Here is a 25,867-nt window from a genome sequence, read left to right as displayed (position 1 = left end):
TTCATTTGCCTAAAATCATCTTGAAATATATGCCAGAAAAGAGTAGAATTATATATAGTATGAGCACAATTTGTGCACATAAAGGATGGTTAATATGGATTTTGTAAAAATAGGTGAGAAAATAATAAACACCAAAAAGCTTCACAACATAATAGACAAAATGATTGAAATGAGAGTTAATGGTTTTTCGCAGCAGGAAACAGCGTCAAAGTTTAAAGTCGATAGAAGCTTTATATCAAGGTTAGAAAACATAGGCGAGGTGAGAAAAGGGGGCAATATTGCAGTAATAGGATTTCCAATTAAAAACAAGGATGAAATTGAAAGATTATTGAAAGACTACGGCATTGATTTTATTTTGCTTTTGTCTGAAAAAGAGCGCCTTGGCATTGCAGACAATATGACTGGTGCAGAGCTTTTTAATATGGTTATGGACATAATCGCAAAGGTGCAGTCTTACGACACGATTATATTTCTCGGATCTGACAAAAGGACTAATTTGATGGAAGCCATATTTGACAAAGAAGTAATTTGCGTCAATATAGGGCATTCTCCAATAACAGAGGATGTGTTTGTAAAACCTGAACTCATAATTGAGATTTTAGATACTTTAAGGAGATGATCTTGTGAAAAGAGTAGTGAGTGTAAGCATAGGCTCATCTACAAGGAATAACAGAGTGGAGACGGAGATATTAGGGGAAAAGTTTATAATCGAAAGAATAGGCACAGATGGCGATATGAAGAAGGCAATAGATCTTATAAAAGAGCTTGATGGAAAAGTCGATGCATTTGGCATGGGCGGTATAGACTTGTATCTGTATGCTGGGGAGAGAAGGTATGTCATAAAAGATGCAGTTCCGCTTAAAAATGCTGCTAAGATATCGCCAATCGTAGATGGTTCTGGCCTTAAGAATACACTTGAAAGAAGGGTAATAAAATACATACATGAAAACAACATAGTAGATATAAAAGGCAAGAAAGTCCTGATAGTAAGCGCGATGGATCGGTTTGGCATGACTCAGACATTTCACGAGTACGGGGCTGATTTGACGCTTGGCGATATGATATTTGCCTTAGGCGTGCCTATACCGCTTCATTCACTTAAACTTCTTTACGGATTGGCAGCCATTATAGCGCCCATAATAGTAAAGATGCCATTTGAGATGCTGTACCCTACAGGGGATAAGCAGCTTTCAATAGACAGCAGAAAATACGAAAAATTCTATAAAGAAGCTGACATAATAGCAGGCGACTACTTGTTTGTCAAAAAGTACATGCCTGACGATCTAAAAGATAAAATAATCGTGACAAACACAGTAACAAAAGATGACGTAAAGATGCTTAAAGATAGAGGTGTGAAGCTCCTTATCACAACGACGCCAAATCTCAACGGAAGATCATTTGGCACCAATGTAATGGAGGCTGTGCTTGTAGCCGCATCTGGCAAAAGCCCATCTGAGATGAAACCGGATGATTACAATATGCTTCTCGATAAGATTGGCTTTGAGCCGAGGGTAGAATATCTAAACGGCGAAAAAGCCTCAATAGAAAAGTAAATATTTTGTTGAAAGGATGATAGACATGCACAAGTTCGCTTTTATCATACATCCAATTGAATACGAGGACGTAAGCAGAAAGTTTAAGATTATGAATAAATTGCCGCGCAGCGTTGTAGAGGGCTTTACAAAGATGCTGCCGCCTCTTAAAGTATCAGAGATAACGGGTGTAAAAAGCAAATACGCTGAAACGGAAGGCTATTTTGTGGCAGTGCCGCTTATTTCCAATCAGATGATGAGCCTTCCTGAGGATTACGTCATGAAAAAAATTATTAAGGCTGGCAAGATAGCAGAAAATTTAGGTGCTGAAATTGTAGGATTAGGTGCTTTGACGTCTGTAGTTGGTGATGCAGGAATCACCGTAGCAAAAAATCTCAATATTGCTGTAACTACAGGCAACAGCTACACAATCGCTACTGCCATAGAAGGCACAAAAAAAGCTGCTGAGCTAATGGGTAAGGATATAAGGGATTCGGAAGTTGTAGTCATAGGTGCTACTGGTTCCATAGGGAAAGTGTGCGCTGAGATACTTTCCAGAGAAGCCAAGTACATGACATTGGTGGCAAGAAACAAACAGAAATTAGAGGACTTCAGCAAATACCTTTTAGAAAAGACAGGCATGGCTGCAAGAGTCACATCTGACGTAAAAGACGCACTGAAGACTGCAGACATAGTTGTGACTGTCACAAGCGCTGTAGACACCGTTATAAAGCCTGAATACCTAAAGCCGGGTGCTGTCGTATGCGATGTGGCAAGGCCAAGGGACGTATCGAAGGAAGTCGCTGATGCAAGGGATGACGTATTGGTTATAGAAGGCGGTGTCGTGGAAGTGCCTGGGGATGTGGACTTTCACTTCAATTTTGGATTTCCTCCAAAGACGAGTTATGCATGTATGGCAGAGACCATGATACTTGCAATGGAAGGTATGATAGAAAATTTCTCTTTAGGCCGAGACTTGACGGTGGAGCAAGTTGATACGATAGCCAAGTTGGCAAAAAAACACGGCTTTAAGCTTGGAGGATTTAGGAGCTTTGAAAGAGCTGTATCAGAGGAAACTATAGAAAATGTGAGAAAGAACGCAGCAAGGAGATTAAAAGAAAATAGATTTAGTGCTGTATAGTACTTGACTTTATTTGTAAACTGTTTTATAATATTCCACATGAAAATATAGACACAAGCACTGCATAAAGCAGTGCTTGTGTATTAATATTATCATAATTGATATGGCTTAAACATAGAATAAAATACAATATTGTTATAAAGGAGATTGGCAATATGGGTAAGCAAGTGATTTTAACTTACGATGGCTTAAAAAAATTAGAAGAGGAGTTAGACTATCTTAAGTCTGTAAAAAGACCTGAAGTGGCTGAAAAAATCAAACAAGCCCGCGCCTTTGGTGACTTAAGCGAAAACTCTGAATACGATGAGGCAAAAAATGAGCAGGCATTTATTGAGGGCAGGATAGCTACAATAGAAGCCATGCTTAGAAACGCTCAAGTCATCGATGAAGAGGATATCACCATCGACAAAGTAGGTGTAGGCTGTACCGTAAAAGTCTACGATGAGGATTTTAAAGAAGAAGCTGAGTACACGATAGTAGGATCGACTGAAGCAGATCCTATGAACAACAAAATATCTGATGAATCACCTATAGGGAAGGCGCTTTTAGGCAAAAAAGTAGGTGATACAATAAGTGTGGAAGTACCAGCAGGCATTATAAAACTCAAAGTTTTAGAAATACACAAATAAATCTGGAGGAGTATTATGGCGAATACAAATGAAGTAAACAACAACGAAAACTTAAATGAGCTTCTAAAAATTAGAAGGAGCAAGTTGGACGAGCTTAGAAACTTAGGCATTGAGCCTTATGGCATTGACAAGTTTGAAAGGACTAATATGACGTCTGACATCAAAAATGATTATGACAAATTTGAAGGCAAGACAGTCACTATCGCTGGCCGCATAATGTCCAAAAGAGGACATGGGAAGGCTTCTTTTGCTGACATACAGGATAGAGATGGAAGAATACAGCTTTACTTCAAGATGGATGTTTTGGGTGAAAAGAATTACGAAATATTTAAGATACTTGACATCGGCGATATCATAGGTGTTACAGGTGAAGTGTTTAAGTCAAAGACAGGTGAAGTGACTATAAGGGTTCAGGATTTTAAGCTTCTTTCCAAGTCATTGCAAATACTCCCAGATAAATGGCATGGGCTTAAAGATCCTGATTTAAGGTACAGGCAAAGGTATGTGGATCTCATAATAAATCCAAGCGTAAAGGAAACTTTTATCAAAAGAACTGCAATCATAAAAGCTATTAGGGAATTTTTAGATAATAGAGGTTTTATCGAAGTAGAGACACCTATACTTCATACAATAGCAGGCGGGGCGGCAGCAAGGCCGTTTATTACACACCACAATGCCCTCGATATCGATATGTATTTGAGGATCGCTTTGGAACTTCACTTAAAGAGGCTTATCGTAGGCGGACTGGAAAAAGTGTACGAGATGGGCAGAGTGTTTAGAAATGAAGGCATGGACATAAGGCACAATCCAGAGTTTACCCTTTTGGAATTGTATGAGGCATATACCGATTATCATGGCATGATGGACATAACTGAGAATCTGTTTGCTTATGTAGCTGAAAAGGTAAATGGCAGCAAAAAGATAATATACCAAGGTACTGAGATAGATCTGACACCTCCTTGGAGAAGGCTTACTATGATAGATGCCATAAAAGAATTTTTGGATATCGACTTTGACAAAGTATCCTCAGATGAAGAAGCGGTAGAAATTGCAAAAAGGCATCATCTTGAAGTTAAAGATGGCATGAAGAAGGGTGATGTTATAGCACTGGTGTTTGATGAGCTTTGTGAAAGCCATCTAATTCAGCCTACATTTATAATTGATTACCCTGTTGAAATATCTCCATTGGCTAAGAGAAAACACGACAATCCCGCCCTTACATCAAGGTTTGAGGCCTTTATATACGGCAGAGAAATTGCAAACGCATTTTCAGAGCTAAATGATCCAATTGATCAAAAGGAGAGATTTATAGAGCAGCTTAAGCAGAGGGAAGCTGGAAATGATGAGGCACACATGATGGACGATGACTTCATAAATGCCTTGGAAGTTGGCATGCCTCCTACAGGTGGATTAGGCATTGGAATTGATAGGCTTATCATGTTTATGACGGATGCGTATTCTATAAGGGATGTCATATTGTTCCCTACAATGAAACCAAAGACAGATCAGGATGAAACAAAGGACGATGGTGAATAATTTTAAAAGAGAAAAACGGTTCATGAGAGCCGTTTTTTATTTTTAATCGTCAAATTGCTGCAATACTTGTGCGTCAGCCTAAAAAATGTTATATTGATATAAAAATAAGTTCTTTTAAGGAGCATGGCGATGATAGATAAAGAGAAGATAAAAAAAGCGGTGTACGACATTCTTGAAGCCATAGGTGAAGACCCTAAAAGAGAAGGACTTTTAGAGACGCCCGATAGGGTTGCCAGGATGTACGAAGAAATTTTTTCAGGTCTTCATGAAAATGTGATGGATGTCATAAAGACATTTAAAGAAGACGAGCATCAAGAAATAGTTATAGTAAAAGATATTCCAATGTACTCCATGTGTGAACATCATTTGCTGCCATTTATGGGTGTTGCCCATGTGGCGTATCTTCCGAGAAAAGGCACAATTCTGGGACTTTCAAAGCTCGCTAGAATCGTCGATATTTTGGCCAAAAAGCCTCAACTGCAGGAGAGGCTTACCAGCGAGATCGCTGATACGATTGTAAAAGCCGCAAATCCTTTAGGAGTTGCAGTTGTCGTAGAGGCAGAGCACCTTTGCATGACGATGCGAGGCATAAAAAAACCTGGAGCCAAGACTGTAACGTCTGCGCTTAGGGGACTATTTAAGACAGATCAAAGGGCAAGAGAAGAAGTCATGCTTTTGATAAATGGAAAGCGATGATCACAAGGAAAGGGTGATATTATGGCTTATATGTTAAAATTAAGAGATAAAGAGTTGGAAATTGGAAAGAGAACGTACATAATGGGCATATTGAATATGACGCCTGATTCTTTCTCTGATGGTGGAAAATACAATACTTTGGAGAAGGGCATGGAAAGAGCCTTAAAGATGATGGAAGACGGAGCTGATATAATAGACGTAGGCGGCGAATCTTCAAGGCCTGGATACGAACCTGTGACTGCAGAAGAAGAACTTTCCAGGATAAATGATATAGTCAAGAAGTTGTGTGAAGTAGACACCATAATTTCAATTGATACAATGAAGTCAAAAGTGGCCTACGAGTGCCTTAAAAATGGAGCTCACATCATAAACGACATCTGGGGTTTGCAAAGAGATCCTGATATGGCAAAAGTCGTTGCTGATTATGGTGCTGGCGTGGTGATAATGCACAATAAGGAAGTGGCAGAATACCATGACCTTTTGCAGGAGGTTATAAGTTTCTTTGAGAAAAGCATTGATATTGCTTTAAAAGCAGGCATAAAAAAGGAAAACATAATGATCGATCCCGGAATAGGTTTTGGGAAGACTTTAGAGCACAATCTGACATTGATGAAAAGGCTTGATGAGCTTAAAATATTGGGACTTCCTATATTGCTTGGCACATCAAGAAAATCAATGATAGGGCGTGTCTTAAACCTTGACGTAAATGAAAGAATGGAGGGTACTGCTGCCACAGTTGCGGTTGGAATAGTAAAGGGTGCTGACATCGTCAGAGTGCACGACGTGAAAGAAATGTGGCGAGTAGCCAGGATGACGGATGCGATGATAAGATGACAGATGTCTTTTTATCAATTGGCTCTAACATCGGTGATAGGGAGGAATACTTGAGAAATGCCCTTATAAGGCTTTCAGAAAATTCTGTCATCATAGAAAAGGTGTCGCCCATCTACGAGACAGAGCCTGTAGGTTATAAGGATCAAGGCAAATTTTTAAATGCTGTAGTAAAGGTAAAAACGGAACTTAAACCGCATGAACTGTTAAAAGTTGTGAATAGTGTGGAAAAAGAGCTTAAAAGAGAGAGAACTGTAAGATGGGGTCCAAGGACGATTGACATAGACATTCTTCTGTACGGCGATTTGGTTGTAGATGATGACGATTTAAAAATACCCCATGAGCGCATGTGGGAAAGAGCTTTTGTGTTGATTCCACTTAATGATATTGCACCTTATATGACGAAAGATGGGGAGAAATTGTCTTGCCTAATAGAGATGCTGCCGGATAAAGAAGACGTCAAACTATTAAAGAGAGATTGGTACAAGGTGGTGTAGATATGAAGGTGACAAAGTCATTTACATTTGACAGTGCTCACAATTTGACTAAGTACAATGGAAAGTGTGAAAATCTTCATGGGCACACGTATAAGCTGGAGGTAACGGTGGAAGGCGGTATAGACGATGAAGGAATGGTCATAGATTTTGCTCAGCTTAAAGCTATCGTTGATAGTGAAGTGGTAAAAAAATTGGATCATGCGTACTTAAATGATGTCTTAGGTTTTAACACAACGTGTGAAAATATAGCAATGTGGATGTGGGAAAAATTAGACCCTCTTTTAAAAAGTGATAGATTTCATCTTTTCAGCATAAGGCTGTGGGAAACCCCTACGAGTTTCGCCGAAGTAACCATACAGGACTTTACAAAGTAACTGTGGAAGGTTGTGTCAGATGTTTATAGAAAATCCCATTGTAAAAGGGAGATTTTTGGAGAGAATAAACAGATTTTTAGCTCGTGTAGAGGTAGACGGCCAAATTATAACTGTTCATGTACCTAATACAGGCAGGTGCAAAGAATTATTTGTGCCGGGCGCAACTGTTGTCCTTGAAAAGCGGGAAGGAATGGGAAGAAAAACTCCTTACGAGTTGGAATTCGTCTATAAAGGGAAAAGGCTTATATCTATTGATTCACAGATTCCCAACAAAGTAGTGATGGATAACATTGTGCAGGGCAAATTGGATGAATTTGCAGGATATGATGTTATTGAAAAAGAGAAGACGTATAAAAACAGCAAATTTGATCTTAAGCTTTCTAAAAAAGATGAGGTTTTTTTCATAGAAGTTAAAGGGGTCACCCTTGAGGAAAATGGCGTTGTAATGTTTCCGGATGCACCAACTGAGAGAGGAACAAAACACATGGTAGAGCTTAAAAGCGTTAAAGAAGAAGGCATGAGAGCCGCTGTCGTTTTTCTCGTGCAGATGGATGACGTGCTTTATTTTACGCCAAATGTAAAGACAGATATTAAATTTGCCTCTGCTTTAAAAGATGCTATTGAATCCGGTGTTGAAGCCTACGCATATTGTTGCGAAGTTAAAGAAAACTTTATTGACATTAAAGGTGAAGTCGAAATTAAAATTTAACCATGTTAGAGGGCGAGGTTACTCGTCTTTTGTTTTTTTGCTAAAAGTCATATAATATAATTATTAATTAGTGATTGAGGTGAATATATGATTACAAAAGAGATGATAGACAGGATAAATTATCTGTACCATAAATCAAAAAATGAAGGTCTAACAGATGAAGAGAAGATAGAGCAGTCAAAGTTAAGGATGGAGTACGTAAAGGAGATAAGAGAGAGGGTAAAGCAGCAGCTTGACAGCATAAAATTTGCAGATGAGGATGATTGTCACGACGATTGCTGCCATCATCACCATCACCATTAAAAGAGGGAGAGATGTATCTCCCTCATGTGACTTTGTCGTGCATAGGCCTTTTTACATCTTTGCTTATGCCATGATTGTGGGCTCTGTATTGGGCTTTTTGCGATTTTGCTTCTCGCTTAAAATGCCTTGTCTCCCACTTGTAGATGTCAGCAGCGAATTCCACTCGGTTTCCCTTGATGTTGGTCCAGTGGCTCTTTCTGATTGACATCAAAAACACCTCCAGTGATTTTTGGTGTTTAATTATATTTTTCATTAATAAAACAAATTTATACTGATGGTATCATTTTAAATTTAAAGAAAGGATGTTTTTTATGAAAGAGGATCAAAGATACATAACGTGTGATGATGCGCTTAGACTGAACAGAAGCCAAGTACGGGAAAATTACAAGGAGTACGTAAATGCTAATTTTGTCTCTATGCTTTCTATGCTGCAGTTTGATAAGCTTTTTGTGAAAGCAAAAGGCGTATCTGTATGGGACAGCGATGGAAACGAGTATTTGGATTTCTTGGGCGGTTATGGCGCATTAAATTTAGGCCACAATCCAGATGAAATTTATGAAGCGATAGAGAAAGTCAGAGATTTTCCCAATATACTTCAAGCTGCAGTAAATGATTTTCCTGGGGCATTGGCATACGATTTGGCGATGGTTACGCCTGGCGATTTAAAGAAAAGCTTTTTCTGCAACAGCGGCGCTGAAGCAGTGGAAGGTGCACTGAAACTTGCTAAAATTGCCTCAGGCAAGCATAAAATAGTCTACTGCAAAAATTCATTTCATGGAAAATCTGCAGGAGCTCTTTCTGTCACAGGACGGGAAAAATACCAAAAGTACTTTATGCCTCTCCTTCCCGATACAGTGCAGGTGGAATATGGGGATTCTAATGCATTAGAAGATGCTTTGAAAGGAAAAGATGTTGCTGCATTTATTGTAGAGCCTATACAAGGTGAAGGTGGTGTCATAGTACCACCGGATGGATATTTAAGAGAAGTAAGAGAGCTTACTGAGAAATACGATGCGTATTTGATATTTGATGAAGTACAGACTGGGTTTGGCAGGACTGGAAAAATGTTTGCCTGTGAGCACGAAGAAGTGGTGCCTGACATAATGTGCTTGGCTAAATCGCTGGGAGGCGGTGTGATGCCTATAGGTGCGTATATAGCAAAGGATGAGATCTGGAAAAAAGGATATGGCACTACTGATAGATGTCTTTTGCATACATCTACGTTTGGTGGCAATACGTTAGCATGTGCTGCTGGCATTACAGCCATAAAACTTATTTTGGATAAAAACCTTCCTGAGGCAGCGAAAGAAAAAGGCGAATACTTCTTAAAAAGGCTAAAGGAGCTAAAAGATAAGCATAAATTGATAAAAGATGTAAGAGGCAAAGGTCTTATGATAGGTGTGGAATTTAACCAGCCAGAAGGCGGGCTTTTAGACAAATTGTCTGGAGGAGCCGTATCAAAATTATCCAACGAATACTTAGGATCATTGGTGGCAGGAGAACTTCAAAACAAACATCGTATCATAACTGCCTATACTCTTAACAATCCAAATGTTATAAGGTTTGAACCGCCACTTATTGTTACTAAAGAGCAGATTGATAGAGTTGTAGATGCTTTAGATGAGATAATGACCAGAAGTGGTAGTCTATTGGGGATGACATTATCGAGTGCAAAGACCGTTTTGGGTTCATTTTTTAATAGATAGGTGATTTTATGGATATTAAGAAATTGTTTGATAGCGGTATAAGTTTTAATGAATTTATTAAAAGCGAAGACAACAAGAACCCAGAAATCTTCAAAAATAGATTTGAAACTGTAACTATAGATGAAAGCATAAAGAATATTAAAAATAGCAGCAGGGTTTCAAGTGTTTTGGCTTTCGCTGAAAGCTGGTGTCCTGACTGTCAAGTAAGTGTGCCTATAATGGCTAAGATATGTGATATATTGGAAATCGACTTTCACATACTAAAAAGAAAAGGGCACGAAGAAGAAATGATGGCGTTATGCAAAGAGAAAGAAGCAAGGATACCTACATTCGTATTTCTCAACCATGATTTTAATGTATTGGACATTTGGATAGAGAGGCCTAAAGCGATAAAGGAACTTGTGGCAAAAGGCGACAATAGCTTTAGAAGTGGTTATGTAAATGGAGCATACGACAAAGAGATTATAGATGAGCTTTTAGAAAAAATATCCCGTTCATGATGACGGGATATTTTTATGGCGTATCAAATAAAATTTGCAAATGACGATATAAAGATTTAGAAATCTAAGATATGAAGAAAAATCGTGGCAAATAGATATAAAAATTAAATGAGAGAGGATTTGTCTTGATACACAATAAGATGTATAATTAACTTTATCAATACACAAAATATTGTAGTTAATTACATAATGAGGAGAGGTTTTAAATGAATTTGACTGAAAACTCTAAGAAGGTTCTTGAGAGAAGGTATCTGGCAAAAGATGAGAATGGACGTGTCATTGAGACTGTTGAGGAGCTTTTTGAGAGAGTAGCGAAGGCGATTTCAGATGTAGACAAAGAGTACGATATAAACGCAGACACAGAAGCAGTCAAAAAAAGGTTTTATGAGATGATGACGAGCTTTGACTTTTTGCCTAATTCTCCTACGCTTATGAATGCAGGAAGGCCATTAGGGCAACTTTCAGCGTGTTTTGTGCTTCCCGTGGGGGATTCCATGGAAGAGATATTTGACGCAGTGAAGTATGCAGCCATAATTCACAAAAGTGGTGGTGGCACAGGGTTTAGCTTTTCAAGACTTAGGCCGAAGGGAGCTACAGTGAGATCGACAGGTGGTGTGGCGTCTGGCCCTGTAAGCTTTATGAAGGTGTTTAATTCTGCTACTGAAGCGGTAAAACAGGGTGGCACACGCCGTGGGGCAAATATGGGTATATTGCGGATAGATCATCCAGATATCCTTGAGTTCATTCAATGTAAACAAGACAACAATGAAATCACCAATTTTAACATAAGCGTTGGGATAACAGAAGATTTTATGGAAGCAGTTGAAAAGGGACAGGATTATGACTTAATAGATCCGCATACCAATAAAGTCGTGAAAAGTCTAAATGCCAGGGAAGTATTTAAGCTTATCGTGGAAATGGCTTGGAAAAACGGAGAACCCGGAATCGTATTTTTGGATCGCATAAACGAAAAGAATCCGACGCCTCTTGTAGGCGAAATTGAATCAACTAACCCATGTGTCACAGGGGATACGTGGGTGATGACTACAGAAGGGCCAAGACAGGTTAGCGATTTAATTGGAAGATCTTTTGATGCTGTGATAGACGGTAGGATTTATAAAACGACAAATGAGGGATTCTTTAAAACAGGGCATAAGCACATCGTCGTGCTTGAAACTGTTGAAGGGTATTATATCAGATTGACTGATGACCATAAAGTCTTAAAAGTTGTAGATGACAGTTTAAATGAGATTAAGACCGAATGGGTCTCTGCAAAAGATTTAAAACCTGGAGATAATATTCTTCTTAACAATCACAGGAATTTAATAGGATGGTCAGGTGAATTGAATGAACAAGATGGATATTTGTTAGGACTATTGGTGGGGGATGGAGTCCTAAAGAAAGACACTGCTATTATTTCTGTCTGGAAAGCAGGAAAAGCTGTAGGAGGAGATGTTGATGATTGTGGTATAAATAGTGTCATGCAATATGCTTTGGATTGTGCAATGAATTTGCCACATCGCAGAGATTTTGCAGGATGGATAGAAATAAAAGGTAGAAATGAGTACAGGTTAAAGTTGGCATCATTAAGAGATTTGGCATTTAAAATGGGGATGCGCAATGGATTTAAAACGGTAACTCCCCAGTTGGAAAAAATGTCGTCGAATGCTTACATAGGCTTTATTAGAGGGCTTTTTGATTGTGATGCTTCTGTGCAAGGTAGTCCTGAAAAAGGAGCGAGCATAAGACTTTCGCAAAGCAATTTAGCACTTTTAAAAGCGGTTCAAAGAATGCTGTTGCGGTTGGGCATTGCAAGCAAAATATATACAAACAGAAGAAAATATAGTATAAAGCTAATGCCTGATGGCAAAGGTGGTCTAAAGGAATATAAAATAAAGCCACAACATGAGTTGTGTATTAGCGGCGATAATATGGTAATATATGCAAAGCGTATAGGGTTTAAAGATGACAAAAAAATGGACAAGTTGAAAGTTGTTTTATCATCGTATAAAAATGGTGCTCGAAAGGAACGCTTTGTGGCAAGAGTTTCGGATATTAGAGAAGATGGATTTGAAGATGTTTATGATGTACAAGTGCCTGGAATCAATGCATTTGATGCAAATGGAATAATTATACATAATTGTGGTGAGCAACCACTTTTGCCATATGAATCCTGCAATTTAGGCTCTATAAACCTAAAAAATATGCTTAAGGAGAAAGATGGAAAGTACGAAGTAGATTACGATAAATTGAGAGACACTGTTCATGATGCTGTGCATTTTCTTGACAATGTGATCGATGCGAATAAATATCCACTGCCACAGATAGACGAAATGACGAAAGGCACAAGGAAAATAGGCTTAGGAGTTATGGGCTTTGCTGACATGCTTCTTATGCTGAATATACCTTACAATTCTGAAGAAGCTGTGGAATTTGCCGATAAATTGATGAAATTCATCGATGAAGAATCTAAAGCGGCATCGATGGAACTTGCAGAAAAGAGAGGCGTTTTTAAATACTACGATAAAAGCATATACAAAGAAAAAAACATGAGATTGAGAAATGCAACGACTACAACTATAGCACCAACCGGTACAATATCCATTATCGCAGGAACGTCAAGTGGAATTGAGCCGCTTTTTGCAATAGCCATGACAAGAAATGTGATGGATAATACCCAGCTTGTGGAAGTCAACCCTATATTTAAGGAAGTAGCTTTGAAAAGAGGATTTTATTCAGAAGAATTGATGAGGAAGATAGCGCAACAAGGCACTTTAAAAGGCATTGATGGCATACCGGATGATGTTAAAAGAGTTTTTGTAACAGCTCACGACATAGATCCTGTATGGCATATAAGGATGCAAGCGGCTTTTCAAAAGCACGTTGACAATGCGGTTTCAAAGACGGTGAACTTCAGACATGATGCGACGGTAGACGACGTAAGAGAAGTTTACGAGCTGGCTTATAAATTAGGGCTTAAAGGCGTTACCATCTATCGCGATGGAAGCCGTGATTCACAAGTGCTGAATTTGGGGATAAAGAAAGCTGAAAAAGAAAGTGTGAAAGAAGACAAGAAAGAAAGTCGCAATCAAATCGTCCCAAGGCCAAGGCCTTCTGTGACGAAAGGCATAACTGAAAAAGTGAGAATAGGTTGCGGCAACTTGTACATTACCGTCAATTACGATGACGAAGGTATTTGCGAGGTGTTCACTAACTTAGGACGAGCCGGAGGCTGCCCATCTCAGTCAGAGGCTACCAGTAGACTTATATCCATAGCTTTAAGATCAGGTCTTGATGCAAAGTCAATAGTAGAACAGCTAAAAGGTATAAGGTGCCATTCTACATTAAGGCAAATGGCAAACAATAAGGAAATTAAAGTTCTTTCGTGTCCAGATGCCATTGCTAAAGTCATTGAGAAAGTCATGAAATTAAAAGTTGAAGAAGATGAAAGCTTCGCACCAATTGACGTGCCTATAAATGGAAGCAGCCATAAAAACGATGATGCGGTTTTACAGGCGGCATATACTTATGACACACAAGAAGAACGCTTTTGTCCAGAATGTGGCAGTGAAATAGAACATGAAGGCGGATGTGTTGTGTGCAAAAACTGTGGCTACTCAAAATGCGGTTAAGTTTTAAAAAGATCTCCCTAAAACGGGGAGATTTTTTATTCTCTCAAAAAACGACAAATTGTGAATTTTAGATGTGATATAATTTCATTTGTGTATAAAATTTTGTTTATTAACAATGAAGGATTTTTTTAATTTGTGTCGAATAACACATTAATTAGATTAAGAGGGGTTAAAAATGTTAAAAAAAAGGGAAACATTGTTTGATTTCGTGTTAATTGCGGTGGGGTTTTCGCTTCTTATCTACACATGCTTTAAATACGGCATTAAAATCGATATGAAGCTGTTTGCTATACTCCTGATAGCCATGGTTACTCTTGACAATTTGGGCATAAAGTACACCGACATAAAGCTTTCTATAAGCCCTGTAATCACGATAGCATCTTTCTTGATATATGGTGCGGAGTCGTCTGCTCTTTTGGCTACTGCATCTACCATGATTGAGACAATATTTTTCAGAAAAAAAGTAAAAAATGGATTTTTAAATGGAGCAATGTTTTCCATAACATACATAGTAGCAGGGCATCTTTATGAGATTTTAGGTGGAAAAATCGGACGATTTTCAGTTGGACAGCTTATATATGTGGTGATTTACGTGCTTACAAGTTTTGTAATAAATTACTTTATCTTGTACTATGCGTTGAAAGCGCAAGGAAAGATTCTATTTAAGAAATACTGGACGGAAAGCTCAGTTTTAGAGTTGGTTTCTTATTTTGTAATGGTACCTGTAGGCATATTTTTAGCTAATATGTATATGAAATTTGGCACTGTTATTTTTATATATCATGTCATACCTTTGATTTTGCTGTCGTTTTTCATAAAGGCTTTTAGAGATCTTTACAAGGCCAACCAGAGGCTAAATGCTTTATATGAAATGGTGAAAATAATCAATTCGAAGTTGGATTTAGACAAAACTTTAGAAGCAATATTATACGAAACAGAAAAAGTAGTAACCGTATCAGGAATAGCTATTTATTTGAAGGATGACAATGGATTTTTGATAAATGAAAAGACTAAGTGCCGGGAAGAATCATTGGAGGCTTTTAAAGATGTGTACATGAACAATGAAGGGCTAATAGGCAAAGTAGTGAATGAGGGGAAGTCTGTAATAATAGGCAATTTAAAAGCTGACAAAGGCTATTTTGACAAAAATATATCTAAATATTACGATTCTGCAATTGTAGTTCCTATAAAAGGAGCGGAAGGTGTAATGGGCTGTATATCTGCATTTCAAAACGAAATCAACGCATTCGATGAAGATTCTTTAAAGATAATGGAGGCATTATCAGAGCAGTCTTCAATAGCCATAATGAATGCAAAAAGGTACTTTGAAATAAGCAAAAAGTCCATTACCGATCCATTGACAAAAACATATAACAGGAGATTTTTCGATCAGATATTGCATGACAGTATAGCAAAGTCATCTATTGAGAAGACTCCTGTAAGCCTGATAATGTTGGATGTAGACAGGTTTAAGCAGATTAATGATACGTACGGACACATGGTGGGAGATACTGTGCTTAGAGAGATTGCATCGAGGATAAAAAGCTGTGTTAGAAACAATGATATCGTTGCAAGATATGGAGGAGAGGAGTTTTCCGTTATACTTCCAAACTTGACAGCGGAACAGGCATGTGTGATTGCCGAAAGAATAAGATATGAAGTATCATCTAAGCCCATAAAAACTGATGCTGGTGACATAAATATAACTGTCAGTGCTGGTGTTGCTGATTTCCCGAATAAAGCAGAATCAGCGGAAAAGCTCATAAGCCATGCTGATAGAGCTCTTTATGCCGGGTGCAAGACAAAAGGCAGGGACAGAGTCGCAGTGTATGAAATATAAATCTTCATAATATCTTCATTTTGAGTGGATACAATATATGTAAGCGATCTTTCAAGGAGGAATTCAAAATGGAGATATTTAGGTATATATTTGACAGCAAGTACAGGGAGAAAGTTTCAAACGAGTTTACACAACAAGTCATTACATTAAGCGATGAAGCAGAAAAATCTGTTAATGATGCTTACAATCAAACTGATCAAAATGTTGCTGATAGCAGCAAAAACCAATAAACGCCGGTTCACGCCGGCATTTATGTTGTATTATACTTTGATTGAAACTGGATTCGATGTGGGAGGAGGTATGTGAAACATGAGTATTTCTGAAAGGGATATTGAGATAATTAAAATACTATTAAACACTGATGAGCCTTTAGTTGTTGATGAGATTGCAGAAAGGTTGAGGGTTTCTAACAAAACGATTAGAAATGATTTAAAAAAAATAGAAGAATACTTGATTAAAAGAGGTTTAAAATTATTGAAAAAGCCTGGAACTGGTATTATGATTGAAGGCCCTGAAAATAAAAAGCTTGATCTTTCTACTGAATTAAGCAGTTCTACAAAATTTATGGAGCCATTTTCTCCGGAGGCAAGGAAAAATTATATATTAAGAAGACTTTTTATGAGCAATAAAAATATAACTATTAAAGAACTTGCAGAGGAACTTTATGTAAGCAAAGTTACAATTCACAAGGACCTTGAATCGGTGGAAGAATGGCTTTCAAAGTACAATTTGAAATTGATAAAGAAAACCAATTATGGCATAGAGATATCTGGAGATGAAGAAAATTGGCGAAATGCCGCAGCAAGTTTAATAGTTTCTAATAAAGGTCAAGATGAGATTAAGGAACTTTTATATGATGATTACACAGGCAGAATAGACTATAAGACGTTAACACGATTAAAGGAGTTAATTGACATTGACTACAAAAAGTTAGAAAAAATAGTATCCAATATGGAATCAAGGCTGGAATTTATGTTTTCTGACGAAGCATTTATAAGTCTGATTATCCATATAGCAATATCGATGGAAAGGCTTAGAAGAAATAAAGACATAAGATTGTCAAAAGATGTATTAAACAAATTAAAAAGACATGAAGAATATACGATTGCAGAGAAGGCTGCCAAAGAGATTGAGGAGAATTTTAATATAAAGTTGCCTGATTCAGAAGTTGGATATATTTTGCTTCATATATTAGGTGCAAAAATGCAGCAGAACAAACTCGACGACATAGATATTGAAATAAAAGAAGATGAAAATATTGATATAGCTGTTACGATGGCAAAAGAGATAATAAAGATAGCAGAAAAAGCTTTGTCTGTTGATTTTAGTGGAGATAGCCAACTTTTAAATGGATTGATATTGCATTTGAAGCCCACTATAAATAGGCTAAAGTACGGATTGACGCTTCGTAATCCTATATTGGATCAAATCAAGGAAAATTATCCAGATATATTTGGCGTAGCTTGGATGACAAGTACAGTTTTTGAAAAGTACATTGGTAAAAAAGCGGGAGAAGAAGAACTCGGATATATTACTTTGCATTTGGGTGCGGCTTTTGAAAGGGCAAAAAAACCTCTTAGGGCTTTGGTTGTATGTTCCAGCGGAATTGGCACATCCCAGCTATTAGCTGTAAGATTGGAAAGATGGTTTAAAAATATAGAAGTGGTTGATATAGTATCGTCATTATCACTTAATGATGTAATGTCTGACAATGTGGATTTTATTATATCTACTGTGCCGGTCGAAAGCAACAAACCAGTTATTAATATAACACCGCTTTTGACACAAAGCGATATAAAGAAATTAGAAAATTTTATAGATGAATATTATGAAAGCAAAAAGATAGTTGATGTAGAAATCATTGATGTAGATAGAGAATTTGAAGAAAAAATAATGCTGCTTAAGTACGTAGTGTCTGAACTAATCAGAACAGGTTATGTTAAAAATGAGTATTTAGACGATGTGTTAAAAAGAGAAGAAGTCTCCTCTACATATATTGGCAATGGTATTGCGATTCCACATGGAAATCCCGATAATGTAAACAAATCTGTCATATCAGTTATACGCTTAAAAAAGACTATAAGCTGGGGCGATGGTGATGTGACATTGATCATAATGGTATCAATAAATGCTGCTGATATAAAATATGCCAGTAGGTTCTTTAGGAAACTTTACAATAATATCGACGATACGAATTTTAGGGAAAATTTACTTAAAATGAAGGATAAAAAAGAAATTGAAAAATTATTGATGAATAATATGTTGTAAAGCGGTAAAAAACCGCTTTTTTAATTGCCATAAAAGAGTACATGGTAATACAATGTAGTAAATGATAAATTATTACCGCATTAATCAGGAACAAAAGATAAACGATTAACATATTGAAAATATCGAAATATAGAGATATAATCTATACAAGAAGTGATGATGTATTGGTAAATATATTTACCTTAATAATGTGGCAATAAGATTCATCAATTCATTTAACTTGCATATTGGAGGGAACCTATATGATAATAAACGAAAATTTAATCACACTAGACTTAGAAGCGAAAGACAGGGGAAGTGCCATAATAGAGTTATCACAACTTGCTTTTAATGATGGTAAAGTCACTTCTGTTGATGATTTTGTTAAAAGTGTGTTTGAAAGAGAGAAGACATACACAACAGGTGTAGGCAATGGTATTGCGATACCACATGGAAAATCAGATGCTGTAAAGGAGGCGATGATAGTCTTTGGAAAATCAGTCCATGGTATAGAGTGGAATTCTCTCGATGGAAACCCAGTAGAAATAATATTTTTATTGGGGATTCCAAATGAAAACGTAAATGGAATTCATCTTAAAATCTTATCGCAATTATCAAGAAAGCTTATGGATGAGAAGTTTGTGGAAAGGCTAAAAAAAGCTAATGATAAAACTGAGATTTTGAAAGCTTTAAATGACATAAATATCGAGTAAAAGGAGGAATTCATGATGAAAGAAGAGCTGAAAAGAGTTAGAGAATATCTTATGACTGGTGTATCTTACATGATACCGATTGTTGTAATTGGCGGTGTTTTGATTGCCTTTTCAATTGCTTTAAGTGGTGTGCAAGCAGGTAAAGGAGCTGTAATAACAAACCCTGTACTTAAAAACATGAATGATATAGGTTCTGCGGCATTTTCTATGATGGTACCGGTTCTTGCTGGATTTATAGCGTTTGGAATCGCAGATAGACCTGGTATAGCACCTGGACTTGTTGGCGGTGTATTGGCGAATCAGTTGAAAGCAGGCTTCTTAGGCGGAATAGTAGCCGGATTTATTGCAGGTTATGTGGCCAGGTGGATAAAGGGCTGGAAAGTTCATAAAAACTTAAGGCCTATAATGCCTATATTTGTGATACCAATATTGACATCACTTATTGTAGGTGGCCTTATGATATACATCTTAGGCAATCCTATTGCTTCAGCAATGGAGGCTATGACTAATTGGTTAAAATCAATGTCTACAGGTAATGCTATAGTTTTAGCTTTAATAATGGGTGCTATGATTGCGTTTGACATGGGCGGTCCTGTCAACAAAGTAGCATTTTTGTTTGGTGCAGCAATGATAGGTCAAGGAGTTTATACAATAATGGGGCCGATTGCGGCCGCTATATGTACTCCACCATTAGGCATGGGTGTTGCAACACTTTTAGCACCTAAAAAGTACACAAAGGTAGAAAGAGAAGCTGGATATGGTGCGTTGGCAATGGGCTTGATTGGCATTACTGAAGGTGCAATACCATTTGCCGCAGGAGATCCGTTAAGAGTCATTCCATCTATAATGATAGGTTCATCTATATCTGCAGCAGTTGCGGCAATATTTAAGGTTGGTGACCATGCACCACACGGTGGTCCCATAGTATTGCCTGTCATAGATAACAAAATAGGCTTTATAGTTGCAGTATTAGTTGGAATTGCAGTGACGGCGTTAATTGTAAATAGTCTAAAGAAAAATGTTGCAGAAGATGAAAATGAAGATGAAGAAGTAACAGCATGATATTTATCATATCATGAATATAGTATAATATACAAAAAAGAGGTCGATGAAAATGAAAATTGTAGCAGTTACAGCTTGTCCTACAGGAATAGCACATACGTATATGGCTGCTGAAGCATTGGAGAAGGCGGCGAAGCAATTAGGGCATAAAATCAAAGTGGAAACACAAGGTTCAATAGGCATTGAAAATAAAATATCAAAAAAAGAAGTGGATGAGGCAGACTTAGTGATATTTGCAGCAGATGTAGCTGTGAAAGAAGAATCGAGGTTTAAAGATAAACCAATTTATAAGGTTGAGGCGCAAAAGGCCATAAAAAATGCGAAAGCAGTCGTTGAAGATGCTCTTAAGATACTGCAAAAATGAGGAGGTTAACCTCCTCGTTTTATTATGTTTTGATTTATTTTCACGCACAAGCTTCAATTAATTTAATTTTTATGATATGATAAATTGTGAAGGTGGGATAAGTGAAATATGTTTGAAAAAACAGCCTATAAATGATACACTATTCTTATCATTTGCCAGTTAATAACTGTTGGCAAAATATTATAAACACTTAAAATTGTACTACTATTATGCTATAATATCTATTAAAGTCAAATGAGGAGGAAAAAAGATGTTAAAAGGCGTTGCGGCATCACCGGGTATTGCAATAGGCAAGGTTTTTTTGTATGCGAAGAAATTTGCTGAAATCAATACCCAAAATATCGATGAATCAATGGTAAAAGATGAAATAGCAAAATTTGAAAATGCAATTAAATTGACAAAAGCTCAATTGGAAAAGATCAAGGAAAAGACGGAAATGGAGTTTGGAAAAGACAAGGCTGAGATTTTTGAAGCACATCTTATGCTGGCAAATGATCCGGAGCTTTATGATTCTGTCGTAAATATGATAAAAATTGACTATGTTACGGCTGACAATGCTGTGAATCACGTCATTGAGCAGCATGCATCCGTGATGGAATCCCTTGACGACAAATATTTAAAAGAAAGAGCCGTTGACTTAAGAGATGTTGGGCATAGGATAATAAATAATATACATGGCATAGTGGATGTAAATTTGTCAGAGCTTGATGAAGACGTGATAATAATTGCTAAAGATTTAACACCATCTGATACGGCTACAATGAGAAAAGAAAGAGTCTTAGGATTTGCTACAGATGTAGGTGGAAGGACATCCCACACTGCCATTATGGCTCGGTCTTTAGAAATTCCAGCAGTAGTAGGAACCGGAAATGTTACTAAGCAGGTTTCTGACGGTGATATCGCCATTGTAGATGGAAATGAAGGAGTAGTAATTGTAAATCCCACTGAAGATGTCCTTAAGGAATATGAGGAAAAGCGCGATAAATATAAGACTCGAGTTGAAAAGTTGAAAGAGTTAAAAGATTTGCCTGCAGTTACCACAGATGGAAGACAATCGATGCTGGCAGCAAATATCGGCACGCCTAATGACGTAGAAGGCGCTTTGAAAAACGGTGCTGAGGGGATAGGGCTCTTTAGAACAGAGTTTCTTTACATGAACAGGAATGATTTTCCTACAGAAGAAGAACAATTTGAAGCGTATAAATACGTAGCAGAGAAGATGAATGGCAAACCAGTCACCATAAGGACATTAGATATTGGCGGTGATAAGAAATTGCCATATCTAAATATGCCAGAGGAGATGAATCCATTTTTAGGTTACAGAGCCATAAGGCTTTGCCTTGACGAAAAAGAGATGTTTAAAACACAGCTTAGAGCTTTGCTTAGAGCCAGTGCATATGGAAACATATTGATAATGTATCCTATGATTTCTTCGGTAGTTGAAGTAAGAAAGGCAAATGAAATCTTAAACGAAGTCAAAGGAGAACTGGATCAAAAGGGTATAAAATACGATAAAAATATAAAAGTTGGCATAATGGTGGAAATACCATCTGCTGCAGTGACTGCAGATCTTCTCGCAAAAGAAGTAGACTTCTTTAGCATCGGCACTAACGATTTGTGCCAATACACGCTTGCTGTTGATAGGATGAATGAGAGGATAAAAGATTACTATAAGCCGTTTAATCCAGCAATATTGAGGCTTATTAAGAATGTCATAGATGCATCGCACAAAGAAGGCATATTTACAGCTATGTGCGGCGAGATGGCTGGTGATCCCCTTACAACGGTTATCCTTTTAGGATTAGGCTTGGACGAATTTTCAATGAGTGCAAGCTCTATACCTAATATAAAAAATATAATAAGAAATGTTTCTTATGAAAAAGCTAAAGAATTTACAGAAATGGTATTGAACATGTCAACACCTGATGAGATAGAAGAAGCATCGAGAAAAATTTTATACGATATAATTGGCGAATAAAAAAACCTCCGGGAAAACCGGAGGTTTTTTTAAAAAAATTTTTAAATTTAAAAGGAAATTTAAAATCAGTATAGAATAATAATATTAAAGCAATAAGATAGGGGGATATATATGAAAGATTATAAAACGCAACAAATAAGAAATGTTGGATTAGTTTCACATGGCGGAGCTGGGAAAACTACGCTTGCAGAAGCACTACTGTACAATGCAAAGGCCATAGATAGGATTGGGCGCGTAGAGGACGGAACAACTGTATCTGATTACGATCCTGAGGAAATTTCAAGGCAAATCTCTATATCGACATCTGTAATTCCGATTGAGTGGAAAGACTGCAAAATAAACGTGCTTGATACACCTGGCTACTTTGATTTTTTTGGTGAAGTAATCAGTGGGTTGAAGGCTGCCGACAGCGCTGTGCTGGTCGTTTGTGCTGCATCAGGAGTTGAGGTTGGCACCGAAAAATCGTTTCACATGTTAGAGGCTGAAAAGCTTCCTACTGTGGTGTTTATAAACAAGATGGACAGAGAGAATGCAGACTTCTATAAGACTCTCGATCAGTTGAGAAATAAGTTTGGCAATAAAGTTGTGCCTATGACACTACCTATTGGCAGTGAGCATAGTTTTACTGGCTACGTAGACCTTATTACAAATAAAGCATACGTTTACAGCCAGAAAGGAATTCAAGAAGCAGATATTCCTGCTGAGATGGAGGAAAATGTGTCAAAGTTTAGAGAAGAGCTTATAGAGGACATTGCTGAAAATGATGAAGCGCTGATGGAGAAATTCTTTGCGGGAGAAGAGCTTTCTAAAGATGAATTGCTTAAAGGATTGAAAGAAGGTGTAAAAAGCAGGGATGTTTTTCCTGTAATTTGTGGTTCAAGCTTAAAAAATATTGGCATAGATATACTGTTAGATATTATGACAGAAGTTTTGCCATCTCCTATTGAGGCCAACAAATTTAAGGCTGCAGCAGATGAAAATAAGCCTTATTCAGCTTTTGTATTTAATACGATAGCGGATCCATTTGTAGGAAAATTGTCTATATTTAGAGTCGTTTCCGGTGCAGTATCTTCTGACTCCACTGTGTATAACGGCACGAAGAAAGTAAATGAGAAGATTGGTCAGTTGTATGTACTGAGAGGGAAAAAGCAGATACCTGTTTCAAAATTGGTTGCTGGCGATATAGGAGCATGTGCAAAATTGCAATTTACCATGACAGGCGACACACTTTGCGATCAGGCAAATCAAGTAGAATATGGACCTATTGTATTTCCTGAGCCCACATTGGCTTTGGCGATCGAGCCTAAGGCAAAAGGCGATGAAGACAAGATAAGCAACGGACTTCAAAGGCTTCAGGAAGAGGATCAGACATTTAAAGTCGAGAAAAACGTCGAAACAGGACAGGTAATAGTATACGGCATGGGTGAGCAGCACATAGAAGTTATATCAAAGAAACTTCAAAGCAAATTTGGAGTAGAGTGTGTTCTTACAGAGCCTATAATACCTTACAGAGAGACGATAAAAGGCAAATCAAAAGTGGAAGGCAAGCACAAGAAGCAGACAGGAGGGCATGGACAATACGGCCATGTCTGGATAGAATTTGAACCGTACAAAGAAGGAGAGTTCAAGTTTGAAGACAAGATATTTGGTGGAGCGGTGCCAAAGCAGTACATTCCTGCGGTTGAGAAAGGACTTAGAGAATGCATAAAAGAAGGTGTGCTTGCTAAGTATCCTGTTGTCAATATAAAAGCGACACTTTTGGATGGTTCTTTTCACCCTGTAGATTCATCTGAGATGGCTTTTAAGGTTGCTGCATCTATAGCTTTTAAGAAAGGCATGGAAGAGGCAAATCCGGTTTTGTTAGAGCCTATAATGCACGTAGAAGTAACAGTGCCTGAGGAGTATATGGGTGATGTCATTGGAGACCTAAACAAAAGGAGAGGGCGCATATTAGGGATGGAGTCAAAGGGAGACATGGAGGTAGTGACTGCGGAAGTTCCTCAAGCCGAAATGGCTAAGTATGCTACAGATTTAAGGTCATTGACGCAAGCCAGAGGCGAATTCAAGATGTCATTTGCAAGGTATGAAGAGGCGCCACCTGCTGTTGCAGAAAAAGTCATAGAGGCAAGAAAAAAATCTCAAGAGTAATTTCAAGGGGGCTGTTGTACAACCGACCGAGTAAGTCATAGTGCATCAGCCCTTTTTTTATGAGCAAAAGCGAAATTGCAAGTTCTAAATTACATGCGATTGTACTTTTTAGCGATTTATCAATCTAAAGCAATAGATATTTGCAAGATTATGATATATAATATTCTTAATATACTGTATACTTTAAGGAGGGTAACAATGGATTTAAGGGAAGAAGCATTAAAATTACATAGTGAAAACAGGGGGAAAATCAGCATTTTAAGCAAAGTAGCGGTCAATGATTCAAAAGATTTGTCGTTGGCTTACACACCAGGTGTTGCAGAGCCATGCAAAGAGATACAAAAAAATCCTGATGCTGCTTATGAATACACAAACAAAGGGAATTTTGTAGCAGTTGTCACTGATGGCAGTGCGGTTTTGGGGCTTGGCGATATTGGCGCTATGGCTGGAATGCCTGTAATGGAAGGAAAGGCGGTATTATTTAAAGAATTTGGAGGAATTGATGCATTTCCAATTTGCATTGCTACAAAAGATGTTGATAAAATCGTTGAGACAGTCGTAAACATAGCCCCTACTTTTGGAGGCATAAATCTTGAAGACATATCTGCTCCGAGGTGCTTTGAGATAGAAGAAAGATTAAAAGAAGCTTTGAATATACCAGTTTTTCACGATGATCAACATGGAACTGCGGTTGTGGTTTTTGCTGGATTGATAAATGCTTTAAAAATTGCCGGTAAGAGTTTGAAAGACATTAAAGTTGTCATAAATGGTGCTGGTGCAGCAGGCATTGCCATAGCGAAGCTAATAATCAATGCTGGAGTTGGAGATGTAGTGCTATGTGATAGAAAAGGCATCATTTACGATGGAAGAAATGATACAGATGTATCAAAAATATCGATTGCTAAGATTACGAATAAAGATAAAATGAAGGGAACATTAGCTGATGCCTTGGCTGGCGCTGACGTTTTTATAGGTGTATCCGCTCCTAATGTGCTTTCAAAAGACATGGTAAAATCCATGAATAAAAATTCGATCGTATTTGCATTGGCAAATCCAATCCCTGAGATATATCCAGACGATGCGAAAGAAGGCGGAGCACTTGTGGTGGGGACTGGAAGATCTGATTTTCCAAATCAGATAAATAATGTGCTGGCTTTCCCAGGCATATTTAGAGGTGCCCTTGATGTTAGAGCAACTGAGATAAATGAGGAAATGAAGATTCAAGCAGCATACGCAATTGCCGGATTGGTTTCTGATGATGAATTAAACGAAGATTACATAATACCAAAAGCATTTGACAAAAGGGTAGCTAAGGCAGTTGCATTGAGTGTTGCCAAAGCAGCTATAGATACAAAAGTTGCCAGTTATGATGTTGACATTAAAGAGTTAGAGTCAAAATTAAATAAAATTTTATAGTATGAATTGACCT

At 37.6% G+C, this 25,867-nt stretch carries 24 protein-coding genes; 23 read left to right on the top strand and 1 reads right to left on the bottom strand.

The features are described from left to right. Positions 1–94 precede the first annotated feature (94 nt). From GSH73_RS11620 to GSH73_RS11570, 11 genes are all read left to right on the top strand, one after another. Complete coding sequence (locus GSH73_RS11620) at positions 95–619, top strand: hypothetical protein (protein WP_014757871.1); 525 nt, start codon at positions 95–97, stop codon at positions 617–619. Positions 620–623: 4 nt separating this feature from the next. Further along, positions 624–1,553 carry a DUF8754 domain-containing protein gene (locus GSH73_RS11615; protein WP_014757872.1) on the top strand — a complete coding sequence of 310 codons (930 nt, stop codon included), beginning with the start codon at positions 624–626 and terminating at the stop codon, positions 1,551–1,553. 25 nt (positions 1,554–1,578) lie between these two features. Next, the gene (locus GSH73_RS11610) at positions 1,579–2,673 is read left to right on the top strand and encodes an NAD(P)H-binding protein (protein WP_014757873.1); all 1,095 of its coding nucleotides are present in this window, start codon (positions 1,579–1,581) and stop codon (positions 2,671–2,673) included. Between the two features lie 155 nt (positions 2,674–2,828). Further along, the gene (greA, locus tag GSH73_RS11605; protein WP_014757874.1) at positions 2,829–3,302 is read left to right on the top strand and encodes a transcription elongation factor GreA; all 474 of its coding nucleotides are present in this window, start codon (positions 2,829–2,831) and stop codon (positions 3,300–3,302) included. 15 nt (positions 3,303–3,317) lie between these two features. After that, a complete protein-coding gene (gene lysS / locus GSH73_RS11600) occupies positions 3,318–4,838 on the top strand; it encodes a lysine--tRNA ligase (RefSeq protein WP_014757875.1) in 1,521 nt (506 codons plus the stop codon). Between the two features lie 129 nt (positions 4,839–4,967). After that, the gene (gene folE, locus GSH73_RS11595) at positions 4,968–5,534 is read left to right on the top strand and encodes a GTP cyclohydrolase I FolE (protein ID WP_014757876.1); all 567 of its coding nucleotides are present in this window, start codon (positions 4,968–4,970) and stop codon (positions 5,532–5,534) included. Between the two features lie 21 nt (positions 5,535–5,555). After that, a complete protein-coding gene (gene folP, locus GSH73_RS11590; RefSeq protein WP_014757877.1) occupies positions 5,556–6,368 on the top strand; it encodes a dihydropteroate synthase in 813 nt (270 codons plus the stop codon). Further along, positions 6,365–6,862 carry a 2-amino-4-hydroxy-6-hydroxymethyldihydropteridine diphosphokinase gene (gene folK / locus GSH73_RS11585; RefSeq protein ID WP_014757878.1) on the top strand — a complete coding sequence of 166 codons (498 nt, stop codon included), beginning with the start codon at positions 6,365–6,367 and terminating at the stop codon, positions 6,860–6,862. The genes folP and folK overlap by 4 nt, the downstream gene beginning before the upstream one ends. A 2-nt stretch (positions 6,863–6,864) precedes the next feature. Further along, a complete protein-coding gene (queD, locus tag GSH73_RS11580) occupies positions 6,865–7,236 on the top strand; it encodes a 6-carboxytetrahydropterin synthase QueD (RefSeq protein ID WP_014757879.1) in 372 nt (123 codons plus the stop codon). Positions 7,237–7,255: 19 nt separating this feature from the next. After that, positions 7,256–7,945 (top strand): DNA/RNA nuclease SfsA, encoded by a 690-nt coding sequence (gene sfsA / locus GSH73_RS11575; RefSeq protein ID WP_014757880.1) that lies wholly within the window; start codon positions 7,256–7,258, stop codon positions 7,943–7,945. An 87-nt stretch (positions 7,946–8,032) separates the two neighbouring features. After that, on the top strand, positions 8,033–8,248 hold the full coding sequence (locus GSH73_RS11570; RefSeq protein WP_014757881.1) for a DUF896 domain-containing protein: 216 nt from the start codon (positions 8,033–8,035) through the stop codon (positions 8,246–8,248). A gap of 22 nt (positions 8,249–8,270) precedes the next feature. On the opposite strand, the gene GSH73_RS11565 is transcribed toward GSH73_RS11570, so the two are convergent. Beyond that, positions 8,271–8,456: a hypothetical protein gene (locus GSH73_RS11565; RefSeq protein ID WP_014757882.1), complete on the bottom strand. Its 186-nt coding sequence runs from the start codon at positions 8,454–8,456 to the stop codon at positions 8,271–8,273. A gap of 103 nt (positions 8,457–8,559) precedes the next feature. Here GSH73_RS11565 and GSH73_RS11560 point away from each other — a divergent pair, with 103 nt between their 5' ends. From GSH73_RS11560 to GSH73_RS11510, 12 genes are all read left to right on the top strand, one after another. Next, the gene (locus tag GSH73_RS11560) at positions 8,560–9,954 is read left to right on the top strand and encodes an aspartate aminotransferase family protein (RefSeq protein ID WP_014757883.1); all 1,395 of its coding nucleotides are present in this window, start codon (positions 8,560–8,562) and stop codon (positions 9,952–9,954) included. Positions 9,955–9,962: 8 nt separating this feature from the next. Continuing rightward, entirely contained in the window at positions 9,963–10,454 is a 492-nt protein-coding gene (locus tag GSH73_RS11555; protein WP_014757884.1) for a thioredoxin family protein, read from the top strand. 206 nt (positions 10,455–10,660) lie between these two features. Further along, on the top strand, positions 10,661–14,086 hold the full coding sequence (locus GSH73_RS11550) for an adenosylcobalamin-dependent ribonucleoside-diphosphate reductase (protein WP_014757885.1): 3,426 nt from the start codon (positions 10,661–10,663) through the stop codon (positions 14,084–14,086). Positions 14,087–14,261: 175 nt separating this feature from the next. Further along, a complete protein-coding gene (locus tag GSH73_RS11545) occupies positions 14,262–15,926 on the top strand; it encodes a sensor domain-containing diguanylate cyclase (protein ID WP_014757886.1) in 1,665 nt (554 codons plus the stop codon). A gap of 68 nt (positions 15,927–15,994) precedes the next feature. Next, positions 15,995–16,156, top strand: coding sequence for a hypothetical protein (locus GSH73_RS13475; protein ID WP_014757887.1), 162 nt, complete (start codon positions 15,995–15,997; stop codon positions 16,154–16,156). Between the two features lie 79 nt (positions 16,157–16,235). Beyond that, positions 16,236–18,194, top strand: coding sequence for a BglG family transcription antiterminator (locus GSH73_RS11540; RefSeq protein WP_014757888.1), 1,959 nt, complete (start codon positions 16,236–16,238; stop codon positions 18,192–18,194). A gap of 242 nt (positions 18,195–18,436) precedes the next feature. Further along, a complete protein-coding gene (locus GSH73_RS11535; protein ID WP_014757889.1) occupies positions 18,437–18,886 on the top strand; it encodes a PTS sugar transporter subunit IIA in 450 nt (149 codons plus the stop codon). Positions 18,887–18,901: 15 nt separating this feature from the next. After that, on the top strand, positions 18,902–19,948 hold the full coding sequence (locus GSH73_RS11530; protein WP_014757890.1) for a PTS fructose transporter subunit IIC: 1,047 nt from the start codon (positions 18,902–18,904) through the stop codon (positions 19,946–19,948). 52 nt (positions 19,949–20,000) lie between these two features. Beyond that, entirely contained in the window at positions 20,001–20,312 is a 312-nt protein-coding gene (locus GSH73_RS11525) for a PTS fructose transporter subunit IIB (protein ID WP_013787110.1), read from the top strand. A gap of 250 nt (positions 20,313–20,562) precedes the next feature. Continuing rightward, a complete protein-coding gene (ptsP, locus tag GSH73_RS11520; RefSeq protein WP_014757891.1) occupies positions 20,563–22,290 on the top strand; it encodes a phosphoenolpyruvate--protein phosphotransferase in 1,728 nt (575 codons plus the stop codon). 111 nt (positions 22,291–22,401) lie between these two features. Then, positions 22,402–24,438, top strand: a complete 2,037-nt coding sequence (gene fusA, locus GSH73_RS11515) for an elongation factor G (protein ID WP_014757892.1) — start codon at positions 22,402–22,404, stop codon at positions 24,436–24,438. 198 nt (positions 24,439–24,636) lie between these two features. Continuing rightward, positions 24,637–25,854: an NAD(P)-dependent malic enzyme gene (locus GSH73_RS11510; protein WP_014757893.1), complete on the top strand. Its 1,218-nt coding sequence runs from the start codon at positions 24,637–24,639 to the stop codon at positions 25,852–25,854. Positions 25,855–25,867: the final 13 nt, after the last annotated feature.

The organism is Thermoanaerobacterium aotearoense, assembly GCF_009905255.1.
GTDB lineage: Bacteria > Bacillota > Thermoanaerobacteria > Thermoanaerobacterales > Thermoanaerobacteraceae > Thermoanaerobacterium > Thermoanaerobacterium aotearoense.
This window is presented reverse-complemented; position numbering and strand designations above follow the sequence as displayed.